At 46.5% G+C, this 19,999-nt stretch carries 16 protein-coding genes; all 16 read left to right on the forward strand.

The features are described 5' to 3' along the window. Window positions 1–83: 83 nt before the first annotated feature. Window positions 84–974, forward strand: coding sequence for an ABC transporter permease (locus J2736_RS01740; protein WP_310222926.1), 891 nt, complete (start codon window positions 84–86; stop codon window positions 972–974). A gap of 18 nt (window positions 975–992) precedes the next feature. Continuing rightward, window positions 993–1,880, forward strand: a complete 888-nt coding sequence (locus J2736_RS01745) for a carbohydrate ABC transporter permease (protein ID WP_310222928.1) — start codon at window positions 993–995, stop codon at window positions 1,878–1,880. 37 nt (window positions 1,881–1,917) lie between these two features. Beyond that, window positions 1,918–2,697, forward strand: coding sequence for an endonuclease/exonuclease/phosphatase family protein (locus tag J2736_RS01750; RefSeq protein ID WP_310222930.1), 780 nt, complete (start codon window positions 1,918–1,920; stop codon window positions 2,695–2,697). Between the two features lie 26 nt (window positions 2,698–2,723). Further along, a complete protein-coding gene (locus J2736_RS01755; RefSeq protein ID WP_310222933.1) occupies window positions 2,724–4,007 on the forward strand; it encodes a CehA/McbA family metallohydrolase in 1,284 nt (427 codons plus the stop codon). 29 nt (window positions 4,008–4,036) lie between these two features. Then, window positions 4,037–4,915 carry a myo-inosose-2 dehydratase gene (gene iolE, locus J2736_RS01760; RefSeq protein WP_310222935.1) on the forward strand — a complete coding sequence of 293 codons (879 nt, stop codon included), beginning with the start codon at window positions 4,037–4,039 and terminating at the stop codon, window positions 4,913–4,915. Window positions 4,916–5,011: 96 nt separating this feature from the next. Continuing rightward, window positions 5,012–5,776 carry an MgtC/SapB family protein gene (locus J2736_RS01765; protein ID WP_310222937.1) on the forward strand — a complete coding sequence of 255 codons (765 nt, stop codon included), beginning with the start codon at window positions 5,012–5,014 and terminating at the stop codon, window positions 5,774–5,776. 182 nt (window positions 5,777–5,958) lie between these two features. Then, window positions 5,959–7,335 carry an extracellular solute-binding protein gene (locus tag J2736_RS01770; RefSeq protein WP_310222939.1) on the forward strand — a complete coding sequence of 459 codons (1,377 nt, stop codon included), beginning with the start codon at window positions 5,959–5,961 and terminating at the stop codon, window positions 7,333–7,335. A 118-nt stretch (window positions 7,336–7,453) separates the two neighbouring features. Then, entirely contained in the window at window positions 7,454–8,326 is an 873-nt protein-coding gene (locus tag J2736_RS01775) for a carbohydrate ABC transporter permease (protein ID WP_310222942.1), read from the forward strand. A gap of 66 nt (window positions 8,327–8,392) precedes the next feature. After that, window positions 8,393–10,003 (forward strand): type 2 periplasmic-binding domain-containing protein, encoded by a 1,611-nt coding sequence (locus J2736_RS01780; protein ID WP_310222944.1) that lies wholly within the window; start codon window positions 8,393–8,395, stop codon window positions 10,001–10,003. A gap of 50 nt (window positions 10,004–10,053) precedes the next feature. Then, a complete protein-coding gene (locus J2736_RS01785) occupies window positions 10,054–11,862 on the forward strand; it encodes a hypothetical protein (protein ID WP_310222946.1) in 1,809 nt (602 codons plus the stop codon). A 25-nt stretch (window positions 11,863–11,887) separates the two neighbouring features. Continuing rightward, window positions 11,888–12,742, forward strand: a complete 855-nt coding sequence (locus tag J2736_RS01790) for an ABC transporter permease (RefSeq protein ID WP_310225153.1) — start codon at window positions 11,888–11,890, stop codon at window positions 12,740–12,742. Between the two features lie 14 nt (window positions 12,743–12,756). Continuing rightward, window positions 12,757–14,487: a polysaccharide deacetylase family protein gene (locus J2736_RS01795; RefSeq protein WP_310222947.1), complete on the forward strand. Its 1,731-nt coding sequence runs from the start codon at window positions 12,757–12,759 to the stop codon at window positions 14,485–14,487. A 19-nt stretch (window positions 14,488–14,506) separates the two neighbouring features. Continuing rightward, complete coding sequence (locus tag J2736_RS01800) at window positions 14,507–15,238, forward strand: SIS domain-containing protein (RefSeq protein WP_310222949.1); 732 nt, start codon at window positions 14,507–14,509, stop codon at window positions 15,236–15,238. Continuing rightward, the gene (locus J2736_RS01805; RefSeq protein WP_310222951.1) at window positions 15,232–16,161 is read left to right on the forward strand and encodes an N-acetylglucosamine kinase; all 930 of its coding nucleotides are present in this window, start codon (window positions 15,232–15,234) and stop codon (window positions 16,159–16,161) included. The genes J2736_RS01800 and J2736_RS01805 overlap by 7 nt, the downstream gene beginning before the upstream one ends. Then, the gene (locus tag J2736_RS01810) at window positions 16,152–17,249 is read left to right on the forward strand and encodes a neutral/alkaline non-lysosomal ceramidase N-terminal domain-containing protein (protein WP_310222953.1); all 1,098 of its coding nucleotides are present in this window, start codon (window positions 16,152–16,154) and stop codon (window positions 17,247–17,249) included. Before J2736_RS01805 ends, J2736_RS01810 begins: the two co-directional genes overlap by 10 nt. A 121-nt stretch (window positions 17,250–17,370) precedes the next feature. Next, window positions 17,371–19,821, forward strand: coding sequence for a carbohydrate binding domain-containing protein (locus J2736_RS01815; RefSeq protein WP_310222955.1), 2,451 nt, complete (start codon window positions 17,371–17,373; stop codon window positions 19,819–19,821). Window positions 19,822–19,999 lie beyond the last annotated feature (178 nt).

Consider the following 19,999-nt stretch of genomic DNA (forward strand, 5'->3'; position numbering starts at 1 on the left):
GTATTGACTCAAAGCGCACCGCCTAACCGATTGGTGGTGCGCTTTTTGTACACAATCATGTTTGAACTAGAGGTGTATGACTAATGAATATTCGATCATTTTATAAGCACTATCATTTGATGCTCTTACCGGGAATTGTGCTTCTTATTATTTTTCACCTCATTCCGATGTTCGGGGTCGCCATTGCGTTCCAAAACTTTAAGATTGGTTTGGGTATCTGGGATTCGCCCTGGATTGGGTTCGAAAATTTCACGTACATGTTCGAGTTGGAAGACAGCAAAACGATTTTCTTTAATACCGTATTTATCGCTGTGTGTAAAATTATTGCACATCTCATTGTTCCGCTCACATTTGCCATATTGCTGAATGAGATTCGCTTTCATATTTTTAAAAGATGGGTACAGACGGTTGTTTACCTCCCTCACTTTATTTCTTGGGTAATCTTAGCTGGTGTTGTCATGGATATGTTGTCGTTGGATGGCATCATCAATAGCACGTTGAAAATGTTTGGTATCGAACCGATTATGTTCTTAGCGAAAAACAGTTGGTTTCCTACGATTGTCGTTAGTTCAGATATTTGGAAGGAATTTGGATTCGCTGCCATCATTTATTTAGCGGCTTTAGCGGGCATTAATCCCTCGCTGTATGAAGCGGCTGAAATGGATGGGGCTACGCGATTAAAGCAGTTATGGTATGTCACTTTGCCAAGCTTAGTACCAACCGTCGTGTTGTTGGCTACTTTGAGCATAGGAAATATTCTGAATGCAGGGTTTGATCAAATCTTTAATTTGTATAATCCGCTTGTCTACAAATCAGGCGATATTATCGATACGTATGTGTACCGGGTTGGACTTGTGCAAGCACAATATGGCTTAGCGACAGCTGTCGGCCTATTGAAATCGATGATTGGGTTCATACTCATTATCCTCTCTTACAAAATTGCTTATAAATACGCTAATTACAGAATTTTCTAATGAAGCAGGTGAATACTTATGGTACGTAGTAAAACAATATCCGCTCAGGTAGCCGAAGCCATACTCGTCTTAGTTATGCTTATCATCTCATTCATGTCGCTTGCTCCTGTTGTACACGTATTCTCTGTCTCATTTAGCGATAATGCAGCAGCGGCAGGCGGCCTCGTCAAGTTCTGGCCTGTGGGATTTACTTTGGAGTCTTATCGTAAAATTCTGGAAGAGCCTCACTTTTTCAATGCTTTTCTAGTATCTGTCAAACGGGTATTGCTTGGCGGTGGAATTAACTTCATTTTGACTGTCATGATGGCCTATCCTTTGTCTAGAAGCAATAAAGAGTTTCCGCATCGGACTTTGTATATGTGGTTTATGTTATTCACGATGTTATTCAGCGGTGGGATTATTCCTTTATATTTAACGATTAAATCTTTAGGGATGTTTAATACAATCTGGGCGCTTGTTCTGCCAGGTGCAGTCCCAGTGTTCAACGTCATTTTGTTAATGAACTTCTTCCGTAACTTGCCGAAAGAACTCAGTGAAGCTGGTTATATGGATGGGGCAGGACCTTGGTACATGATGATTCGCGTCTATCTGCCACTGTCATTGCCCGCTATGGCAACGGTTACGTTATTCAGTATTGTGGGTCACTGGAATGCGTTCTTTGACGGGATGATTTTTATGCGCAGCGCAGAATTTTATCCGTTGCAGACGTATATTCAGCAGCTCGTTGTTAGTCAGAACGCCATGCTCGAACTGGATTCCTCCAAATTGGAATTATTAATGAAGGTATCGGATAAAACACTCAATGCGGCCAAGATCGTAGTATCGATGGTACCGATTCTAATTCTCTACCCGTTCCTGCAAAAATACTTTATTCACGGCATCATGCTAGGATCAGTCAAAGAATAGTTAAAAAAAGAGGTGCAATGCGATGTTAGGGAAGGTCATGACTTTCAATTTACGATACAACGAGCCGAAAGATGGGGCCAATGCATGGCCTTATCGTATTAAACGTGTGGCTCAAACCATCCAAGAACATGATCCCATTCTCTTCGGCACACAAGAGGGCTATTATGAGATGCTAACGGAGCTCCATGAAGAGCTGCCAGCCTACAATTGGATTGGTACGGGACGCTTTGGCGAACATGAGGATGAGCATAATGCTATTTTTTATAAAAAAGACCAGCTTGAGGTGCTGGAAGAGGGACATTTCTGGCTATCGGATACACCAGACGTTGTAGCAACAAAATGCTGGGACAGCATGTTCCCTAGAATGTGTACCTGGGTTCGATTCCAAGATAAGATCAGCCATAAAGCTTTTGTCGTGTACAATACGCATCTGGATCATCGCAGTCAAGAAGCAAGGGAAAACGGTGCAAAGGTGATTTGGAATTATATATCTAGGCATCAAGCTGCTGGGCCCTTACCAGTTATTCTAATGGGAGACATGAATAGTCATCCAAGCAACGCGACAATTCGTTATTTAAGCGGGAAGTCGCAGAAGACAGGACCCCAAGGCTGGTTAAAGGATGCTTATTCCCTTCTTGAAGGACCTATTGGTCGAACTGCGCACGATTTCAACGGCGGTGCAGATGAAGCCCCGATCGATTATATCTTCGTCTCACCTGAAATAGAATTGCTGGATACGATTGTTGATAGAAGGCAAATTGAAGGGGGCTACCCTTCTGATCATTACCCCATTATTGCAGCTGTGAACATCACCTAAAATGCCGTCAATCAAGGAGATAAGCGATGAAACCTGAGGAAAGAAATCGTTCAGTTATGACGATCACGCGCGAAATTGCTCATGCGGAGCAAAGCGCTTATATCGAAGTGCCATTTGAAATGCCAGAGCATGTAGAGGAACTAGTAGTAACGTATACGATTGAATCTCATAGTGAGCAGAGAGCTGTTATTGACTTGGGCTTGAGGGATTCGAAGCGAGTGAGAGGCTGGAGTGGCGGTGCGCGCAAACAGTTCCAAGTGGGCTTGGAAAAGGCAACGCCTGGCTATACGTCAGGTGATTTAACGCCAGGCGACTGGGCGGTATTGCATAACGCCTATAAAGTTCCGAGTGAAGGCTGTTCGGTTCACGTCACCATCGAATTTCTGTATAAAACACCACGTTGGCTCAAAGGCGATCTGCACACGCACAGCGTGAATAGTGACGGCACGTATACAATTGAGGAGAACGCGGCCATTATGGAGGAACTTGGGTGCGATTTCATTGCCATGACGGATCATAATGCGGTTAGTCAAAACATGACGTATCCACGCAATACAAATGTGCTCATGATTCCCGGCATGGAGTTTACGACGAACTTCGGGCATAGTAATTTTCTTGGCGTCGCCGATCCCATCCTTGATTTTCGAGTGAAAGAGCAGGGAGACGTCGAAGCTAAGATTGCCGAAGCGCGTGCAAATGGTGCCAAAATCGTCATCAATCACCCGCATTGCGAATTTTGCCCATGGGAATGGGATTTCAATGTGGATCACGATTGGGTCGAAGTGTGGAACGGGCCGTTTGCCGATCGAAATGCGAGAGCCGTGCAATGGTGGCATGATCAACTCGTCTCTGGCAGAAGACTTGTAGCTGTTGGTGGAAGTGATACACATCGCCCAGATCCGTACGTGAAACATGCAATGCCGTGTACATGGGTGTATGCTTCTGAAAAAACCGTTGATGGCATTCTGCGTGCGATCGACTTGGGTCATGTGTGTATCACGTATGCGCCGCAGGGACCTTTCGTAGAGTTGAATTGCGGCACCTATATGGTGGGAGATGTTGTACCAGCAGGAGAGTCAATCAACGAAGTTGCTTTCCAAGCAGAGGATCTGCTCATCGGGGATACGGTGAAACTAATCAGTAATCGTGGTTTGGAAAAGGAAATTGAAGTGACGGAAGCTGGCAGACTTGCCTTTCAATTTGAAATCCAGGGGACAACCTTTATAAGAGCGGAAGTTTGGCGACATTTTGAAGAAGTAGACATGACGTTAATGGCTGCGCTTACAAACCCTATTTATTTAGATAAGTGAGTAGCTAGGATGTTTAGGAGGGTATCGACGTGAAGGTTCAATACGGCATTTCCGCCATCAATTGGGTGAATGAAGATATCAAAGAATATGGGCACCACTTTACAGCTGAGCAAGTGCTGACTGAAATGGCGAGCCTCGGTTTCGAAGGCACGGAGTTTTGCCGCAAATTTCCACGCGATGTCGATGCGCTCAAACAACTACTAGCAAGTAAAGATATGGTCCTCACTTCACAGTGGAGATCCGTTCATTTCAGTGATCCGTCTCGACATGAGGCGGAGATGGAAGCGTTTCGGGCACATGCAGACTTTCTGAAAGCCATGGGTTGTCAATATGTCGTCACGTGTGAATCGAGTAATAAGATAGAGGATCCCGCGAATAACAAGGTCAGTATCACGCCTCTAACGGAGGACCAGTGGGGATTTATGGTAGAAGGCTTGCACAAGGCAGGTCAGTACTGTAAAGACAACGGCATGAAGCTTGTGTACCATTTCCATGGTGAGACTGTCGTTGAAACCGGTGAACAAATTGCTCGCTTAATGGAAATGACAGACCCAACGTTAGTTTATCTGCTCTTCGATTCGGGCCACGCGTATTATGGCGGCTGCGATCCGCTTTATATTTTGCAAACTTACTATGATCGGATCGCTTATATTCATTTAAAAGACGTCCGTGAACAGGTATTGGAACAACATCTCCTAGATGGATACCGTTTCCGTGAAGGTGTGCGCAGAGGCGTGTTTACCGTGCCTGGGGATGGTTGTATTGATTTTAAACCCATTTTTGAAGAATTGAAAAAACGTCATTATGCAGGCTGGATCATTGTGGAAGCGGAACAAAATCCGGAAATTGCGAACCCACTGATATACGCAGAAAAAGCACGGCATTATTTGAAGTCGCTAACCGAATAACTCGGCACACCCTGCCCCTGGCGCTTATGCATCAGGGGCACTGTTTCACATATCTCATTGCAGATTAAGGAGTATAACCAAAGGAGGGGGAAAACGATGGCTGATATTTCTAGTGTTTGGCATATTTCTCACCTAGATCTATTAATTCGAATGTTGGCAGCGACTGTGCTTGGGGGATTAATTGGTTTGGAACGGGAGTGGAGTAACCATGCCGCCGGGTTTCGCACGCATATACTGGTTTGTTTGGGTTCTACCACAATCATGCTTCTGTCCATTTATGGGTTCTCGGAATTCGTTAATGAATCGAATGTGCGTGCGGATCCAGCAAGACTCGCTGCGCAAGTCATTAGCGGTATTGGCTTTCTTGGTGCGGGCGCGATTTTACGCAATGGTTCCGTAGTTAGTGGACTCACCACGGCTGCTTCGGTGTGGGTGGTTGCGGCTGTTGGTTTATGTGTCGGAGCCGGATTTTACTTCGTGGCTGTGCTATGCACCTTCTTGGCTTTAGTTAGCTTGCTTTTATTGAACAAATGGGAGAAGCATCTACTAAGAAATCGTCGCGTACATGAGATTACTGTTAAAGTGATAGATCATCCAGGTGTTCTTGGCAAGATTGCTTCCGCGTTAGGGGACCAAGGCATTCAAATCATGAAGATGAAAATGATGCCGGATATTGAAATCACAGGTAATAGCCTTGAGACGCCAACTATGCAACTTTGTTTTACGATGAAGGCACCAGAGAAAGGCAAGCTCCTTGCAGCATTAGATGAAATTCATCGCTCCGAATATGTATTGTCAGCAGATTCTCCATGGTTGGAAAGTTCTCCCATCAAGCAATCGATAAAGACAGTGAGTATGTAGTCATACATGGAATCTCCAATAGCCATGCACAAAACAGAGTTCCGTGAGGTAACGGGCTCTGTTTTTTTCTTTACAGGGAAATTGATGACTACTGATGTACAATCAATCATGTGCATGGTAGAATAATACACAATAATTGGTTAATTTAAACTGGATATAAATTGGTGTGAGGAGAGGTCATCTTGGTTAAAGGACGTAAGTCATTCAGAGAGCGATTAAATGAGATGGTAGGAACACTTCGCAAAGAAATCATACAGGGTACACTGCAAGCTGGTGATTTTTTGCCCAGTGAAATAGATTTGTCTAGGAAGTTCGATTTGAGCAATCTTTCTGTTCGTAAAGGGCTGCAAACCCTAGTGGAGGAAGGGTATATCACGAAAATACCTTCTGTCGGCAATCAGGTCATTGAGCAGTTCAAACAACAAAAATGTCATATTCGATTTGTTTATCCAGCTGACTTAGAAGAATCGGTTCAAATCTCTTCGCTGCTGGATCAATTTGAGGCACTATATCCTCACATTGAAATTGTTCGCATTGCTGAAAGTGGAGGCGACTACACCTCCTATCTGCGTTCAGGATTGCAGGAGGGGCAAGTCGATGTCGCGTTGTTAAGTGATTCCGTTTTCTATAGTTTAACAGCGGAGCAAGATGCAGCCGCGTACTTTGCACCAACCCTGCCACTAGAGGGGCAATATCGCATGCTAGCACAAAGCTTTAGTCAGAATGAACACTTATATGCTTCGCCATTTTCGTTTTCACCGTTGGTGCTTTGCTATAATAAATCGCACTTTCGAGAGATGTCCCTTGCTATGCCAGATTCAAGCTGGACATGGTCTGATCTCGCGGAGCACGCGAAGCTACTGACACAACCGAATACGAAGTATGGCTTCTATTTTTACACAAGGTCGCGCAACCGTTGGCCTTTATTCTTGATGCAAAATGGCGTCGAAGCGCCGCGTGATCATGAAGGATCTATTCCACAGTGTGTGGAGCAAATTAAAGATGGGCTTAACGACTATCGACGTGTCTTAGATGGTCCCATGTTGTTTCCTCATTTCTTAGCGAATGCGCCGTTACCTTTAACACCGGAAGCTTTATTTGCGCAAGGGAAGCTGTCGATGATTATTACGTCCTATTTCCATCTCAATCGATTGTTAAATCTGCAAGACATTGACTTCGATATTGCACCCATTCCACGTGGGAAAGAAGCGAAGACACTTCTAATTACGCTTGGCATTGCCATAGCCAATCGTTCGCAGAATAAGGACGAAGCCGCACTGCTTGCCCAATTCTTCACTTCGTATGACTCCCAAGTCGGTTTAAGGCTGTGTACAACAAGCATTCCGGCCCTCCGCAGCGCAGCAGAATTAGAGGGAGCAGACATGGCTTTCAGCCGCTATACGATGTATCGGGATATTGTGCCTACGTACACATCGCTCAAGGAGATGGGGCTGTCCTCCGAGAAGCTGGATAAAATAATGGAAGCCGCACAGCTCAATTGGTCCATGCTGGAAGATGAAGCAACGTTGAATCAGCGATTAACGGATATTCTTACATAATTATGCACATTGCAGTTTATATCCGATTTATTTTGTTGTTGACACGGTAGATGAAGTCATGTAATTTATATAGTGACAACACAAATATAAATTACATGTAAATCGGAAGGGGGATTACATGAAACGTCCGATGTCGAGCCGAATTTTCGACGGGATAAACGTTTGGCTGCTGGTCGTGATCTCGGTGACGATGTTATTTCCGTTTATCTACATCTTCTCCGTTTCATTCACGACACTGGAACAATATTTGCATAGTGAAGTACTGCTCTTTCCACGTGTATGGGTCTTGGATGCTTATCGCTATATTCTAGGTTCCAGTACCTTTATTCATGCCATGTGGATCACAATTCTCGTTACCATCCTGGGAACATTTGTTAATTTATTGTTTACCTGCACATTTGCTTACGCGTTAACAAGAAACATGTATGGGCAGAAGTTAATGCTGTTCCTCATCCTCATCACATTATTATTCTCTGCAGGCATTATTCCAACGTATCTGGTCGTAAAAGCAACTGGACTTTTGGACTCCATTTGGGCGTTAATTCTGCCAGTTGCCATCGCTCCGTTTAATCTTATTGTCGTACGTCAGTTTTTTCTGAACATTCCGAACGAATTGAATGAGGCGGCCGTCATTGATGGCGCTAATGATCTGACGATTTTCCGCAAAATCGTATTACCACTTTCAAAACCAGCTTTAGCCGCATTTTGCTTATTCTACGCAGTCACCCATTGGAACAACTACTTCACAGGCATCCTCTACATAAACAATCCTTTTTATTGGCCTATTCAGGTTATCCTACGTCAACTTGTTGTACAAAGTGATTCCAAAGCTTTAACGGGTATGGACCTCGCGATGGTTGAAAACCCGCCGCCGCCCGAGACGATTCAAATGGCAGCAATTTTGGTTGCTACACTGCCGATCTTGCTTGTATACCCGTTTCTACAAAAGCATTTTGCAAAAGGTGTTATGCTCGGATCCGTTAAGGGATAGCAGCATGTCGTCTCAGTAAGAAAGGGCATGTATTCACACGTGATAACTAAAAAGGGGACGTGACCAATGAATCGTAAAAAGTTTTTTGTCGTGTTAATGGCTTCAAGTGTATCGCTTGCAGTAGCTGCCTGTTCCTCCAACTCTACGCCAACGACCTCTTCGTCACCGACCGGTGCTACCCCCGCATCCAATATTCCCGCACCTACGGCGGAAACAGCCAAGAAAATCACCATTACAACGATGAAGTCCATTAATGGCGATGTCCCACCACAAAATGGCAAAGCCGTCCAAAAAATTAACGAGAAGTTTAATGTGGATTATCAAGCGGCATTAGTGCCAGGCGGATCCTACACGGAGAAATTAAATGTCACCTTAGCATCAGGCAGTCTTCCGGATGCAACCTTGCTGCCTTCAGCTGAACTAACCGATAAATACAGTAAATTTGCGAAGCAAGGCGCATTTCTAGCCCTAGATGACTACATAAAGAGTTATCAATCCTTGAAACTTGTTCCTGACTATGTCTGGGATCAGTTCCGAGTAAATGGCAAAGTCTACGCGATACCCGGTTATAATCCCAAATTCGGTTTTACCGTTGTCGTGCGTAAAGACTGGTTAGACAGCTTAGGTTTAAAAGCACCGACAAACTATGAGGAGCTTAAGCAAGTTGCGCTTGCTTTTACCAAGAATGATCCGGACAAAAACGGTAAAAACGATACCTACGGGCTTGCCATTGGTAAGGACATCAACTGGCCGATTCCGATGGGAGCGTATTGGGATCCCGATGCTTGGTACCATAAAGACGATAAAAACCGCTTCATTCCGGGCATTGTCTCGAACGCGCGGAAGGACATGATTCAGTGGTTTTCTGACCTTTATAAGGAAGGTGCAATGACGAAGGACTTCATTACACTGGATTGGGCAGCGACGAATAAAGAATTTTATTCAGGCAAGGCGGGTATTTTCATTGGTAGTCCACGCGGAATGTCGGAGCAGTATATGGATGGTCTTTTGAAAATTGAACCGAAAGCACAGTTCCTCCCATTAGATGCTTTTACCGCACCAGATGGCTCGAAAGGCTTCACAGCAAGTCGTGGCTTCTCCAATATGACCGTTATTTCCGCACAAGCGGGCAAAGATCCCGACAAGGTTAAACGTATCCTAAGTATGGTGGACTTCTCCCGTAACTTCTATCCGAATGAGCAAAAGAACGATAAAAATAAGGATTTTGATTTCTTATATGGTGGACTTGGTGAGGGATATGATCTTACCGATGGCATTGGCGTTGCGAAGCCAGCATCTATCACGCAAGGGCTTGTGCCTGCAACGTATCTACTTGATGGTGTAATGGTTCCGTCCAAAGATACCGATGTAGACTATCCAGCCATGTATAAACTTCCTCAACTGAAAGAACTGACTGCGGCGATCGCCAAACAGTATACACAATTAAAATTCTACCAAAGCCCGAATTACGCGGTCATTTCCCAAACAGAAATTTCCAAAGGTGCAGAACTAAAGAAATTCCTACTCGATGAGCAATCCAAAATGATTGCTGGTGTTCGTCCCGTTGCAGACTGGAGTAAAGTAGTCGAAGAATGGAAAACCAAAGGCGGCGAAGCCATCATCACGGAAATGAATGCGGGTATTAAAATTAAGGACGCAAAAGAAGCATGGCAATAAGCTAAAGTGCGTGTCGCACTTGCGAACATTAACATGGGGGAGGGCTAGCCGTGTATAAATACCTGGGTCGTCCTTGTAGAAACTTTAATATTTTGGCTAAAACAGTCATGATCGATCCACTGGATGGGAGGGAAAAGCTGGTTCTTTCCAACTTTGTGGCTGGGGGAACCGGCTCTCTAATTCTCATTGATACGGAAAGTCACGCGTATGAAGTTCTTCCATTGCCGGGAGATGAAGGCGCGTGGGGGCTTGTGAATTGGTTTGATCAAAAGCTAGTCGTGGGCACCTGTCCGAATCATGCTTATCTCCACTGTTTGGACTTGGTAACGCGAGAATGGGCACCTCCGCTCTCGGATCCAGATGAGAAGTATTTTTGGGATATGACGCTAGGTTCAGATGGGTATGTGTATGGTGGAAGTTGGCCGGGTTGCAGCTTGCTGCGATATGATCCACGAACGCATGAATTGCTTAATCAAGGCAGGGTATCAGAGAACCTGGATAATCATTACAGCCGTCCAGTCTATGGCGGTTTACCAGGTACAATTTTCGTAGCTGGTGGTTTCAGTGAGTCATTCCTAAAGGCGTACGATATGGAAAAAGAGGAGTTTCACGCCATCGATGCGCCTGGATTTACGGTTCGGGAAGCGAACAGCTCATTCATTTGTTTAGAAAAAGGAACAGAACAGATTTGGTATGACGCAGTCACTTTCCAGCGTATACCGGACCTAGATCCACAGTATCTGAGCGTGAAGGCAATTACACTGCCTAATGGTCAAGACTGCTCCATCATTGCACTGGCGAATGGAAGGTATGCCGGTGTTCGTGGTCAGGACTATTTTATCCTAGAGCAGCTTTCGGACGTTCCTATTTTACAAAGAATACCGTCTGATCCATCTCCGACTCGCATATTCACATTACTGGTAGACGCTAAGAATCAGGTGTGGGGATCCAGCGGATTTGGTCAAACCATCTTCCGGTATGATCCGGTGAGTGATGAAGCCTGGAACTCAGCGACAGTCTGCAATGCTGGCGGTGAGGTGTACGGGATGGTTGCTCTAGGAGAGCAATTGTATTTATCTGCTTATGTTGGTGGCGATCATATTATTTATCGGCCTGAGCAGCCTTGGGATCAATTAAATAATCGTAATCCCAAAATGTTGCAAGCGGCTTCGCCAGATTACATCAGGCCGGAGGGACGCAGTGTGCTAGGTCCAGATGGCGGCATCTGGACAGGATGGTCCGCCAAATACGGGCAATACGGCGGTGCGCTGAGCCGTATGGATCCAGACACGGAGCATGTACACATATGGCGTGAACCACTGAACAATGGACAGCAAGTTTGCGGAGTGGCGGCTGATAATCGTTATGTGTATCTGAAAACGAATGGCGGTGCCAGTGGACTTCCTATTCGTCAAGCAGCTTGTGGATTCGGGGTCTGGCAGCCAGGTGTTGGACTCGTACATCAAGTTGCGTTCCCAGAAGAGGAGCAGATGGGTCATGCCATTGCAGTTGGCGACTCCTATGTGTTTATTCAAGCGGGGTCATCCCTACATCTTTTTGATCCTAACACGATGCAAGTTGCGAAACGTATAGCAACTGCTGAGCCTTGCAGCTGGCTATTGCAAGCGGGTGAGGGCACGATGCTGGCCTTTGTCGGGCATGAAGCCATATGGTTCGATGAACGGACGACGCAGGTGGTGAGAAAAGAGGGGCTCCCAGGTCCAGTAAGAGCGGCTGCCCGTGCATCGAACGGCGATATTTATTTTGCTGTCGGAGATGTCTTGTACAGATTCAAAAGCACGAACGCGATAGGGAGGGATATCTCAGTTGACTCCATCATTGCGCAGGAGACTGTATAAAGACCGGTATCTCTTCCTGCTTGCTATGCCCGGCATCTTGTATTTTGTCATTTATAAGTATTTGCCTATGGCAGGCATTGCGATTGCTTTTCAGGAGTATAGTCCTTTCCTAGGTTTCATGAAGAGTCCCTGGGTAGGGTTCGATCAGTTTCGTGCCTTATTTGCTGAAAGTGAACTGTCCAGGGTCATGTGGAACACGTTAGTGCTTTCCTTCATGCAGATTGCGTTCGCCTTTCCTGCGCCTATCTTGCTAGCGCTGATGTTAAATGAGCTTCGGAATGAACTGTTTAAACGATTTGTACAAACGGTTGTTTACCTGCCGCACTTTTTGTCTTGGGTATTTGTTGTGGGGATCTTCATCATTTTCTTGCGTGGCGAAGGGCTAATTAATAATTTCTTAGAAGTGTATTTTCATCAAACGGAGCCAGTCGGTTTTCTTTCGAACCCGCATTTCTTCCGACCACTGATTGTTCTGCAAGTGATTTGGAAAGAGGTAGGCTGGGGCACAATTTTGTTTCTTGCTGCACTAGCTGGCATTAACCCGGATTTGTATGAAGCCTCGACCATGGATGGTGCAAATCGTTGGCGCAAAATATGGCATGTCACCTTACCAGGTATTCGAAGTACGATTATTATTTTATTAATTATACGATTAGGTCATGTCATGGATAGTGGCTTTGAACAGCTGTTCTTGATGCGGAGTGCCTACAATAAAGAGATTGCGGAAGTCTTGGATACGTATGTGTACTACAAAGGAATTGACCAATCGAATTATAGCTTTGCTACGGTTGTAGGTGTGTTTAAAGGTGTAATCGGCTGTATTCTTGTACTCGGTGCAAATCGAATTGCTAAGAAATACGGCGAACAGGGGATTTATTAGGAGGGAAAACATAGATGAACATGGTGAGGCTAGGTATCCTCCAGGATGACTCTGCTGCTCAACGCAGACGAAGCTATGGACTTAACTGCTGGGGCAGCTATATGGCAGAGATCCTTTCCCATGCAGGGATTCCCTATGAATGGGTGCAAGTCACGTCGACGAAGTCGCTTGCTGTATATGATATGCTCATTGAAACCTATTTGGATGAAGAAGTGCAACCCTATGATGAAGTCATCTGGCAATATGTAGCTGGCGGAGGGAGATTAATCTCCTTTGGCGGACTGAATAAATGGGCCAGACGATTAGGTTGTCTGCGATCCCCCTATTTGGGAGCAGGATATGCCAATGTGGGCTTGTCGAACGCGCAAAGGGGTGAGGATGAGCTGCTGCGATTTATCGGTGCGAATCCATGGACGGTCGTAAATGCGGATTCGCTGACAGAAGTAAGTGGCTCGATTATGTCTTATACGCCGGATGGAAAAGAGGCTGGTGATCTGTTTCTGCAATTCACGATCGGTGAAGGAACAATTGAACGATGGGCTGTTGATGTTTCCAAAACAGTCGTCAGCCTTCAGCAAGGCGAGGAGCCTATTCTCGGTGATGGCGTACCAGCTGCAGATGGCACAGGCAATGTGGACGAAGGTATTTTGAAAGCGGACGACGGATGTACGCTTGACTGGGAGTATGATCGACAATCCACTGAAACGGGCGGCAAGTATTTCGCTAAGCCATACGGGGATCTATGGCGAGAAGCCGTGATCTCGCGATTAATTGGTTCAGCGTTGGCGATGGGGAAGACGCTGCCTTTTGTGGATATATGGCCAGATGGAATTGACCAAGTACTCACGATTTCTCATGATAGTGATGGGAATCTCGATACACAAGCAGTCGCTGCCTTAGAATTATTAAAGGAATTAGGCGTGCGCTCAACGTGGTGTATGTTGGAGCCGGGATATTCCGACGAGGTATATCGTCTAATCAAAGAGGAGGGGCATGAGCTCGCTTTTCATTACAATGCGCTGGATTCACAACGAAGCGAACACGCATTAGCGGGGAAGACGTGGAACGAGCCTGAATTCGACAGGCAGTTGCAACTTCTGAAGCGATCCGCTAAGCTGTCGTCCGTTGTTACGAATAAAAATCACTATACGCGCTTCGAAGGTTGGGGCGAGTTGTTCGAATGGTGTGAAAAGCATGGGATCGAACTGGACCAAACGCGTGGTCCGAGCAAGCCTGGTAATGTTGGCTTTGCATTTGGCACCTGTCATCCGTATTTTCCAATCGCGTGGAGTCAGGATCAGAATCGGTTCTACAATGTGCTGGAGCTGGGCTTTCTTACACAAGATATGGACTTGAAAGGTTGGGCTGATAGCTCGATTATAACGCCGTTTCTAGATGAAGTAGCTAGCGTGCGAGGGGTCGCTCACTTCCTCGTTCATCAACTGCACATTGAAGCGCAGCCACTTGTTCGGGATTCATTCCGTCAGGTAATTAGCGAAGCGTTGAAGCGCGGTTTTGTTACGATGACAAGTGCAGAGATTAATGCCTGGGAGCGGAAGAGACGCTTGGCGGTCATTCAGGGATTTGGTGATGATGGTGAGCTTATCATAAAAGGCGCAATACCTGAGGCGGTCATTTGTGTACCGTTTACCCCTGCGAACTCACAAGTACCCAACGATTCCATCGTTAAGAGATATGGGTATGATTGTTACAAAAAAGTCGGCGTCGGTATGGTGAGTGTTTAAAGAGGAGGATTGCAAAACGATGGAAACTTTTCTGTCCAATGTACAAAACATGCTATCCACCGTCATGCAGTCTCAGATCGAATCCATGCAGCGTGCTTCCGAGGTGCTGGCGAATACGCTGGTAGCCGGGCGTCACATCTTTGTTTTTGGTACGGGTCATTCGCATATGATCGCAGAGGAAGCTTTTTATCGCGCGGGTGGACTTAAAGATATCATTCCTATTCTGGAGAGCGGCCTCATGCTGCACGAAGGTGGGGTCAAAAGCACGAAGCTCGAAAGGCTGGAAGGCTATGCGGCTGTTTTATTAGATACCTACCAGGTATCTCAGGGGGATGTACTTATTCTATCCTCCAACTCAGGGATCAATGCCGTTCCTGTTGAAATGGCGCTCGGTGCCAAAGAGCGAGGGGCAACTGTGATTGCTATTACCAATTTGAAGCAATCCATGCAGGGATTACCTAGACACTCTAGTCAATTACGCTGCTATGAGATTGCCAATATTGTCATTGATAACTGCGGTGTCGTTGGCGATGCTTCCGTCTATGTGGAAGAGATGCAGCAGTACATTGGACCAACGTCCACGATTATCGGAGCTTTTATTTTAAATGCGATCATCGTTCAAACGGTTAAGAATTGTTTGGCTCAGGGCCTTGTACCGCCAGTCTATGTGAGTGCGAACGTAGCCAAAGGTGATGCACACAACGCTCAGTTGAGGAATAACCCTCCTTCCGGAGGGAGTGAGGATTGTTGAAAGCCTTTGTAGCAGGTATTGATGGCGGAGGCTCCAAGACAGAAGCGTTGCTCGTAGAAGTAAAGACGGGTGAAACGAAACGCTTTATCAGCGGTGGAATGAATGCGTTGACGGATGACAGCGTGGTTTCTCAAGCTAATTTGCAAGAAATAATGAAGGAAATAAAACATTGGCTGGCAAGCAACCAGGGTTGTCTCGCGTCTATATGTCTAGGCTCAGCTTCTATGGTTAGAGAAGATGAGCAGGATTGGGAGGTGAAGCTGATAGCGGACTTCTTTCCTCAAGCTCAGATTCAAGGGGTTGCGGATGGACGCATCGCTTTAATCGGTGCATTGGATGGGTCGCCAGGCGTCATTGTCGTAGCGGGTACCGGGTCTGTGGCGTATGCATTGGATGAAGCAGGTATACTCAGACGCTGTGGAGGCTTTGGTCCGATTTTCGGCGATGAAGGAAGCGGATATGCTATTGGGCGAGATGCGTTGCAGGCGGTCGCTATGGATTTGGATGGCAGAGGAGAGTCGACCCTGTTAACGGGGGTTCTCCAACAACGGTTATCTTTTGAGAGTGAAGAGAGTTTGATAGAAAAAGTATATGGCGAGATGTCGAGGAAGCAGATTGCTGCTCTTGCCCAAGAAGTCGGGATATGTGCACAGAAGAACGATCCGGTTTCGCTGCGCATTCTTGATCATGCGGCTAAACAATTGGCTGTCCATTATCTACGGCTTCTTGCACAATCTCATTGGTCAGTTCCCCCTCCATTGTCTTATGCGGGTGGCGTTTTTCAAATGGGAGGCAGCATACTGCGGCCGCTTGAACATTACCTTGGCTCATGGGCAGAACGCTTGATACCTCCCAAACATACTCCTGTCTATGGGGCTGTTAGGCTGGCGAAACAGGCGTTAGGAGATGTGCGATGCGAATAGGGTTTGCCAAAATAGAGATCACACCATCGCTCCCAGTTACGCTTGGGGGCTATGAACATCGGAAACGCGAAGCTGACAACCTTCATACACCGCTATATGCACGTTGTATGACTGGGGAGTCGGAAGGAACGCAGTTTGCTTTCATTTCCTTGGATTTGCTTGGTATTGATCATGCGCTTCGTGAGGAAGTTTGTGCGATTGGGGTTGAGCGTTTCGGTATGCACCCACAGCAAATTAGTTTAATTGCTACGCATACACACTCGGCGATTGATGGGATTCCCGATGTACTGCACAAAGGATTATGGACGGAGGATATGACACATATCCCAACGGCTTATAGGCAAGAACTAGTCTCTCTTATCGTGCTAGGCATAGAGCAGTCGTTGGCTAGTAGGCGTGAAGCGACGATGCAATGGTCTGTTGCTACGTGCAACGACTTTGCTTCCAATCGACGGGATGCCTTGGCAGAGGCGGAGTCGGTGGTTTACTGGTTACGCGTGTCAGACCCCTATTCGAATGAAACGCTTGGCGGGCTTCTTCATTTTAGCTGCCATCCAACCGTGATTGGATGGGAAGAATCGGTAATCTCAGGCGATTTTCCAGGCGTGGCAGTTGCCGCTTTGGAAGAGACCTATAAGGGCAGCGTCTTTTTGTATGCCAACGGTGCTGCTGGGGATATCTCTACGAGATTTACGCGACAAGGATCAGATTCGGTCGAAGCAGAGCGAATGGGGAATCATCTGGTCGGGAGTTTGCAAACAAGCCGTCCAATTCCTTCGCTGTCCCGCTATACGTTCTTGCGGGATGAAAGTCCTCGACTGCTAGACCAACGAACAGGGGAATGGCTGGTTGGTTACCAGCAGTGGATTGAACTAGGCGGTATGCGGTTGTGGTTAGTTCCTGGTGAGATCTTTTCGAGCTATGCCCGGGCAGCCACAATGAACAATCAACTCATCATTGGCTACGCCAATGGATATATCGGTTACATACCGGATGAACAGGCTTGGGATTTGGCTGGTTATGAGGTCGAGGTATGCCGAATTTCAAGGGAAGATTGCCGGCTTTTTCTCCAATATGCAAGGGAATAAAGGATTGTCTACTTGAAAGGGGGGATGCCACTGTTCGTTGTCCACATCACCAAGATGAGCCTGTCAGGTATCAGGACTAACATGGTTATGCATTTCAATTACCAAAAGGAGGTAATGAAGGATGAAACGAAAGGTAAGCGCAGCCATTGTTTTGCTCTTTATCGTATCATTAGTTAGCACGGTGTTCTCGGCTTCTGCAGCCGATATGTTGATTACGAACTACAGCTTTGAAAGCGGGACATCCAGCTGGACGCAAGCGTATGGGACTACAGGTATAACGGCAAGTACAGAGCAAGCGTATACAGGTACGCAAAGTGCCAAGATCGTCGATACCAGCACGACGGCTAATCTGGGGCTTGAGAGTGTGAAGTTTGATGCGACAGCGGGAACGACTTACTTGGCTTATGCCAAAGTATTTCTCACAAGCGGAAACGTTGACATGTATCTGCGATTTTGGAATAGCAGCGGTACCGTTATTGGAAACGGCATCGTAAATGTGGCTGCGCCTACGAATCAATGGACGACAACGCAGGTGAAATATACGGCTCCGGCTAATACAACGAAGGTTTCCGTACTGCTCTATTCGGGAATCGGTTCTGTATCAACGGCTTATTGGGATGATGTCTTAATCACAAAAGAATTTACATCGTTGGGTAATCAAGTCGTGCATACGTCAACGCTTGGTTCGACTTTTGGCATTAGCACGAGCCAAGATAAGATTTATACCGTTGGATCAGGTTCAGCAGGAAGTGACGCGATGATGTCAATCATTGATGCGGATACGAATGCGGTGGTTGCTAATTATCCGCTTCCAGGTGCATTGGGAGCTTGGGGGGCGACTACGGCGACCGATGGCAAAATATATTTTGGTGCGTATTCGAATGGACACGTCTATCGCTATACACCGGGTTCTACCTCGGTAACTGACCTCGGCTTATCGTATACAGGCGGTGAGAATATCTATGCGGTAACGGCCGGAACAGGTGGAAAGATATATGGCGGCGGCTTCGGGGATGCAGGCTTTTTCAAATACGAGCCGAGTGTCGGTTTCTCCATGATTAATACGAAGCCCATCTGGCCTTCTGAAGAATATGTGCGCAGTTTGGCTTACGATGCGGCTTCGAATGTCACCTATATCGGGACAGGGACGAACGGCAACTTAGTGCGTTTCGACAACACGACAGGTGCGAAAACGAATATATTGCCCGCTGCTTACGCGAGTGAGACGTTCGTCTACGAATTGAATTTCACTGGCGGCAAGTTGTTTGCTGGACTGCGTCCGAGCGGGACCGTGCTTGCGATGAGTATTGATGCGAGTGGGAACGCAACCCTAGATGCAACGTTGCCTGCTCTGCCTTCTCCAGCTCTTAATGGCAAGGTGTACTATGTTTCTGGTGCTCAACTGTATTCCTATGACCTTGTCGCAAAGACTTCTACGAATCTTGGAGTTACAGCAGATCTAGGAGCTAATAAATACGGCTGGGTACAGTTGGCTGACCAGACGAATTTCCCGGGAGATTCGCTTGTGGTGTATGGGTCAAAGGATGGTCGCATGAGTCTGTTCAAATACAATCTGCAAACCGGAAATACGAGTATCGCGTATGTGAGTGGCATGCCGGAGCTTACGACGATCATTAATCAAATTGGCGGCGGATCCGATGGTAAGATATACGCCGGTGGGTACTTGGATGGCGGTATTGGCAGATATACGCCGATGCGTGGAGACGCGAACGAGGGATATCCCGATGAAAACTATGCAGCTCCTTTTCAAACGTACAGCTTTTTAGCGTTAAATGGGTATACGTATTTCGCCTCGTACGGAAGTGCGAAGCTGTGGAAGTTCAACCCAGCCCTTAGCTGGTCAAGTACGAATCCGACCCTCGTATTTGATCAAAAGAGCGATGGTATGGATCGGCCGGTTGAGATGATAAGTGGCGGCGGTAAAATATTCATGGGCAACGTAGCTGAGTATGGCAGTTTGAAGGGTGGTTTGACGATTTATGATCCGGCTACCAATACGCGCACGTTGAAAAAAGACATTGTCACCGACCAAAGTGTCACCGCACTAGCCTATTATAATGGCAAAGTCTACGGAGGGACGTCCATTAAAGGGGGCAATGGTCTAGCGCCAACGCAAACTCAGGCGAAGCTCTTCGTCTATGATGTGGCGACCGCAACGAAAAGCGGGGAATACACACTCCCTGTTTCCGAGTTGACAGGCATCACGGGGATGCATACAGTGGACGGTAAAATTTGGGGCATGGCCGAAGGATATTTGTTTATCTTTAATCCTACAACAAATACATTTGATTATTTCCAAGAGAAGTTTGCGGATGTGGATTACAATGGCGAGGGTACGTGGGTAGATGCCACCTTGCTTACCGTTTCGAAGGATCCGAACTACGTGTATGGTACCATCCGTGGAACCTACCTGTTCAAGATTAATCGTTCCACGAAGGCTGTCACCGTGATTAGCTCCAGCGGTGCCTATTTCCTAGCCGCAGATGAGTATGAGAATTTGTACTACGTGCTGCCTGGTGGGCACACGGAATTAGTGCGATATGCGTATTAATCGCAGATAAGATTGAGTAAGGAAGGGGGTTGCTTCGGCAACTCCTCTTTGTGCTTTTCATTATGTGCATCTCATGCTTTGACTTTGCATCTCATGACATCGTCATCAAATGCGAAGCCATCTCATGATTTACAGATTGTCACGACAGATAAGCCCTCGGTATACTAAGGTCAATCCA

It is taken from the genome of Paenibacillus qinlingensis, assembly GCF_031455095.1.
GTDB lineage: Bacteria > Bacillota > Bacilli > Paenibacillales > NBRC-103111 > Paenibacillus_E > Paenibacillus_E qinlingensis_A.

Excerpts from the sequence above, each read along its gene's own strand:
- J2736_RS01740 (WP_310222926.1), top strand. The coding sequence starts at position 84 with ATGAATATTCGATCATTTTATAAGCACTATCATTTGATGCTCTTACCG.
- J2736_RS01745 (WP_310222928.1), top strand. The coding sequence starts at position 993 with ATGGTACGTAGTAAAACAATATCCGCTCAGGTAGCCGAAGCCATACTC.
- J2736_RS01750 (WP_310222930.1), top strand. The coding sequence starts at position 1,918 with ATGACTTTCAATTTACGATACAACGAGCCGAAAGATGGGGCCAATGCA.
- J2736_RS01755 (WP_310222933.1), top strand. The coding sequence starts at position 2,724 with ATGAAACCTGAGGAAAGAAATCGTTCAGTTATGACGATCACGCGCGAA.
- J2736_RS01765 (WP_310222937.1), top strand. The coding sequence starts at position 5,012 with ATGGCTGATATTTCTAGTGTTTGGCATATTTCTCACCTAGATCTATTA.
- J2736_RS01775 (WP_310222942.1), top strand. The coding sequence starts at position 7,454 with ATGAAACGTCCGATGTCGAGCCGAATTTTCGACGGGATAAACGTTTGG.
- J2736_RS01780 (WP_310222944.1), top strand. The coding sequence starts at position 8,393 with ATGAATCGTAAAAAGTTTTTTGTCGTGTTAATGGCTTCAAGTGTATCG.
- J2736_RS01790 (WP_310225153.1), top strand. The coding sequence starts at position 11,888 with ATGCCCGGCATCTTGTATTTTGTCATTTATAAGTATTTGCCTATGGCA.
- J2736_RS01795 (WP_310222947.1), top strand. The coding sequence starts at position 12,757 with ATGAACATGGTGAGGCTAGGTATCCTCCAGGATGACTCTGCTGCTCAA.
- J2736_RS01800 (WP_310222949.1), top strand. The coding sequence starts at position 14,507 with ATGGAAACTTTTCTGTCCAATGTACAAAACATGCTATCCACCGTCATG.
- J2736_RS01810 (WP_310222953.1), top strand. The coding sequence starts at position 16,152 with ATGCGAATAGGGTTTGCCAAAATAGAGATCACACCATCGCTCCCAGTT.
- J2736_RS01815 (WP_310222955.1), top strand. The coding sequence starts at position 17,371 with ATGAAACGAAAGGTAAGCGCAGCCATTGTTTTGCTCTTTATCGTATCA.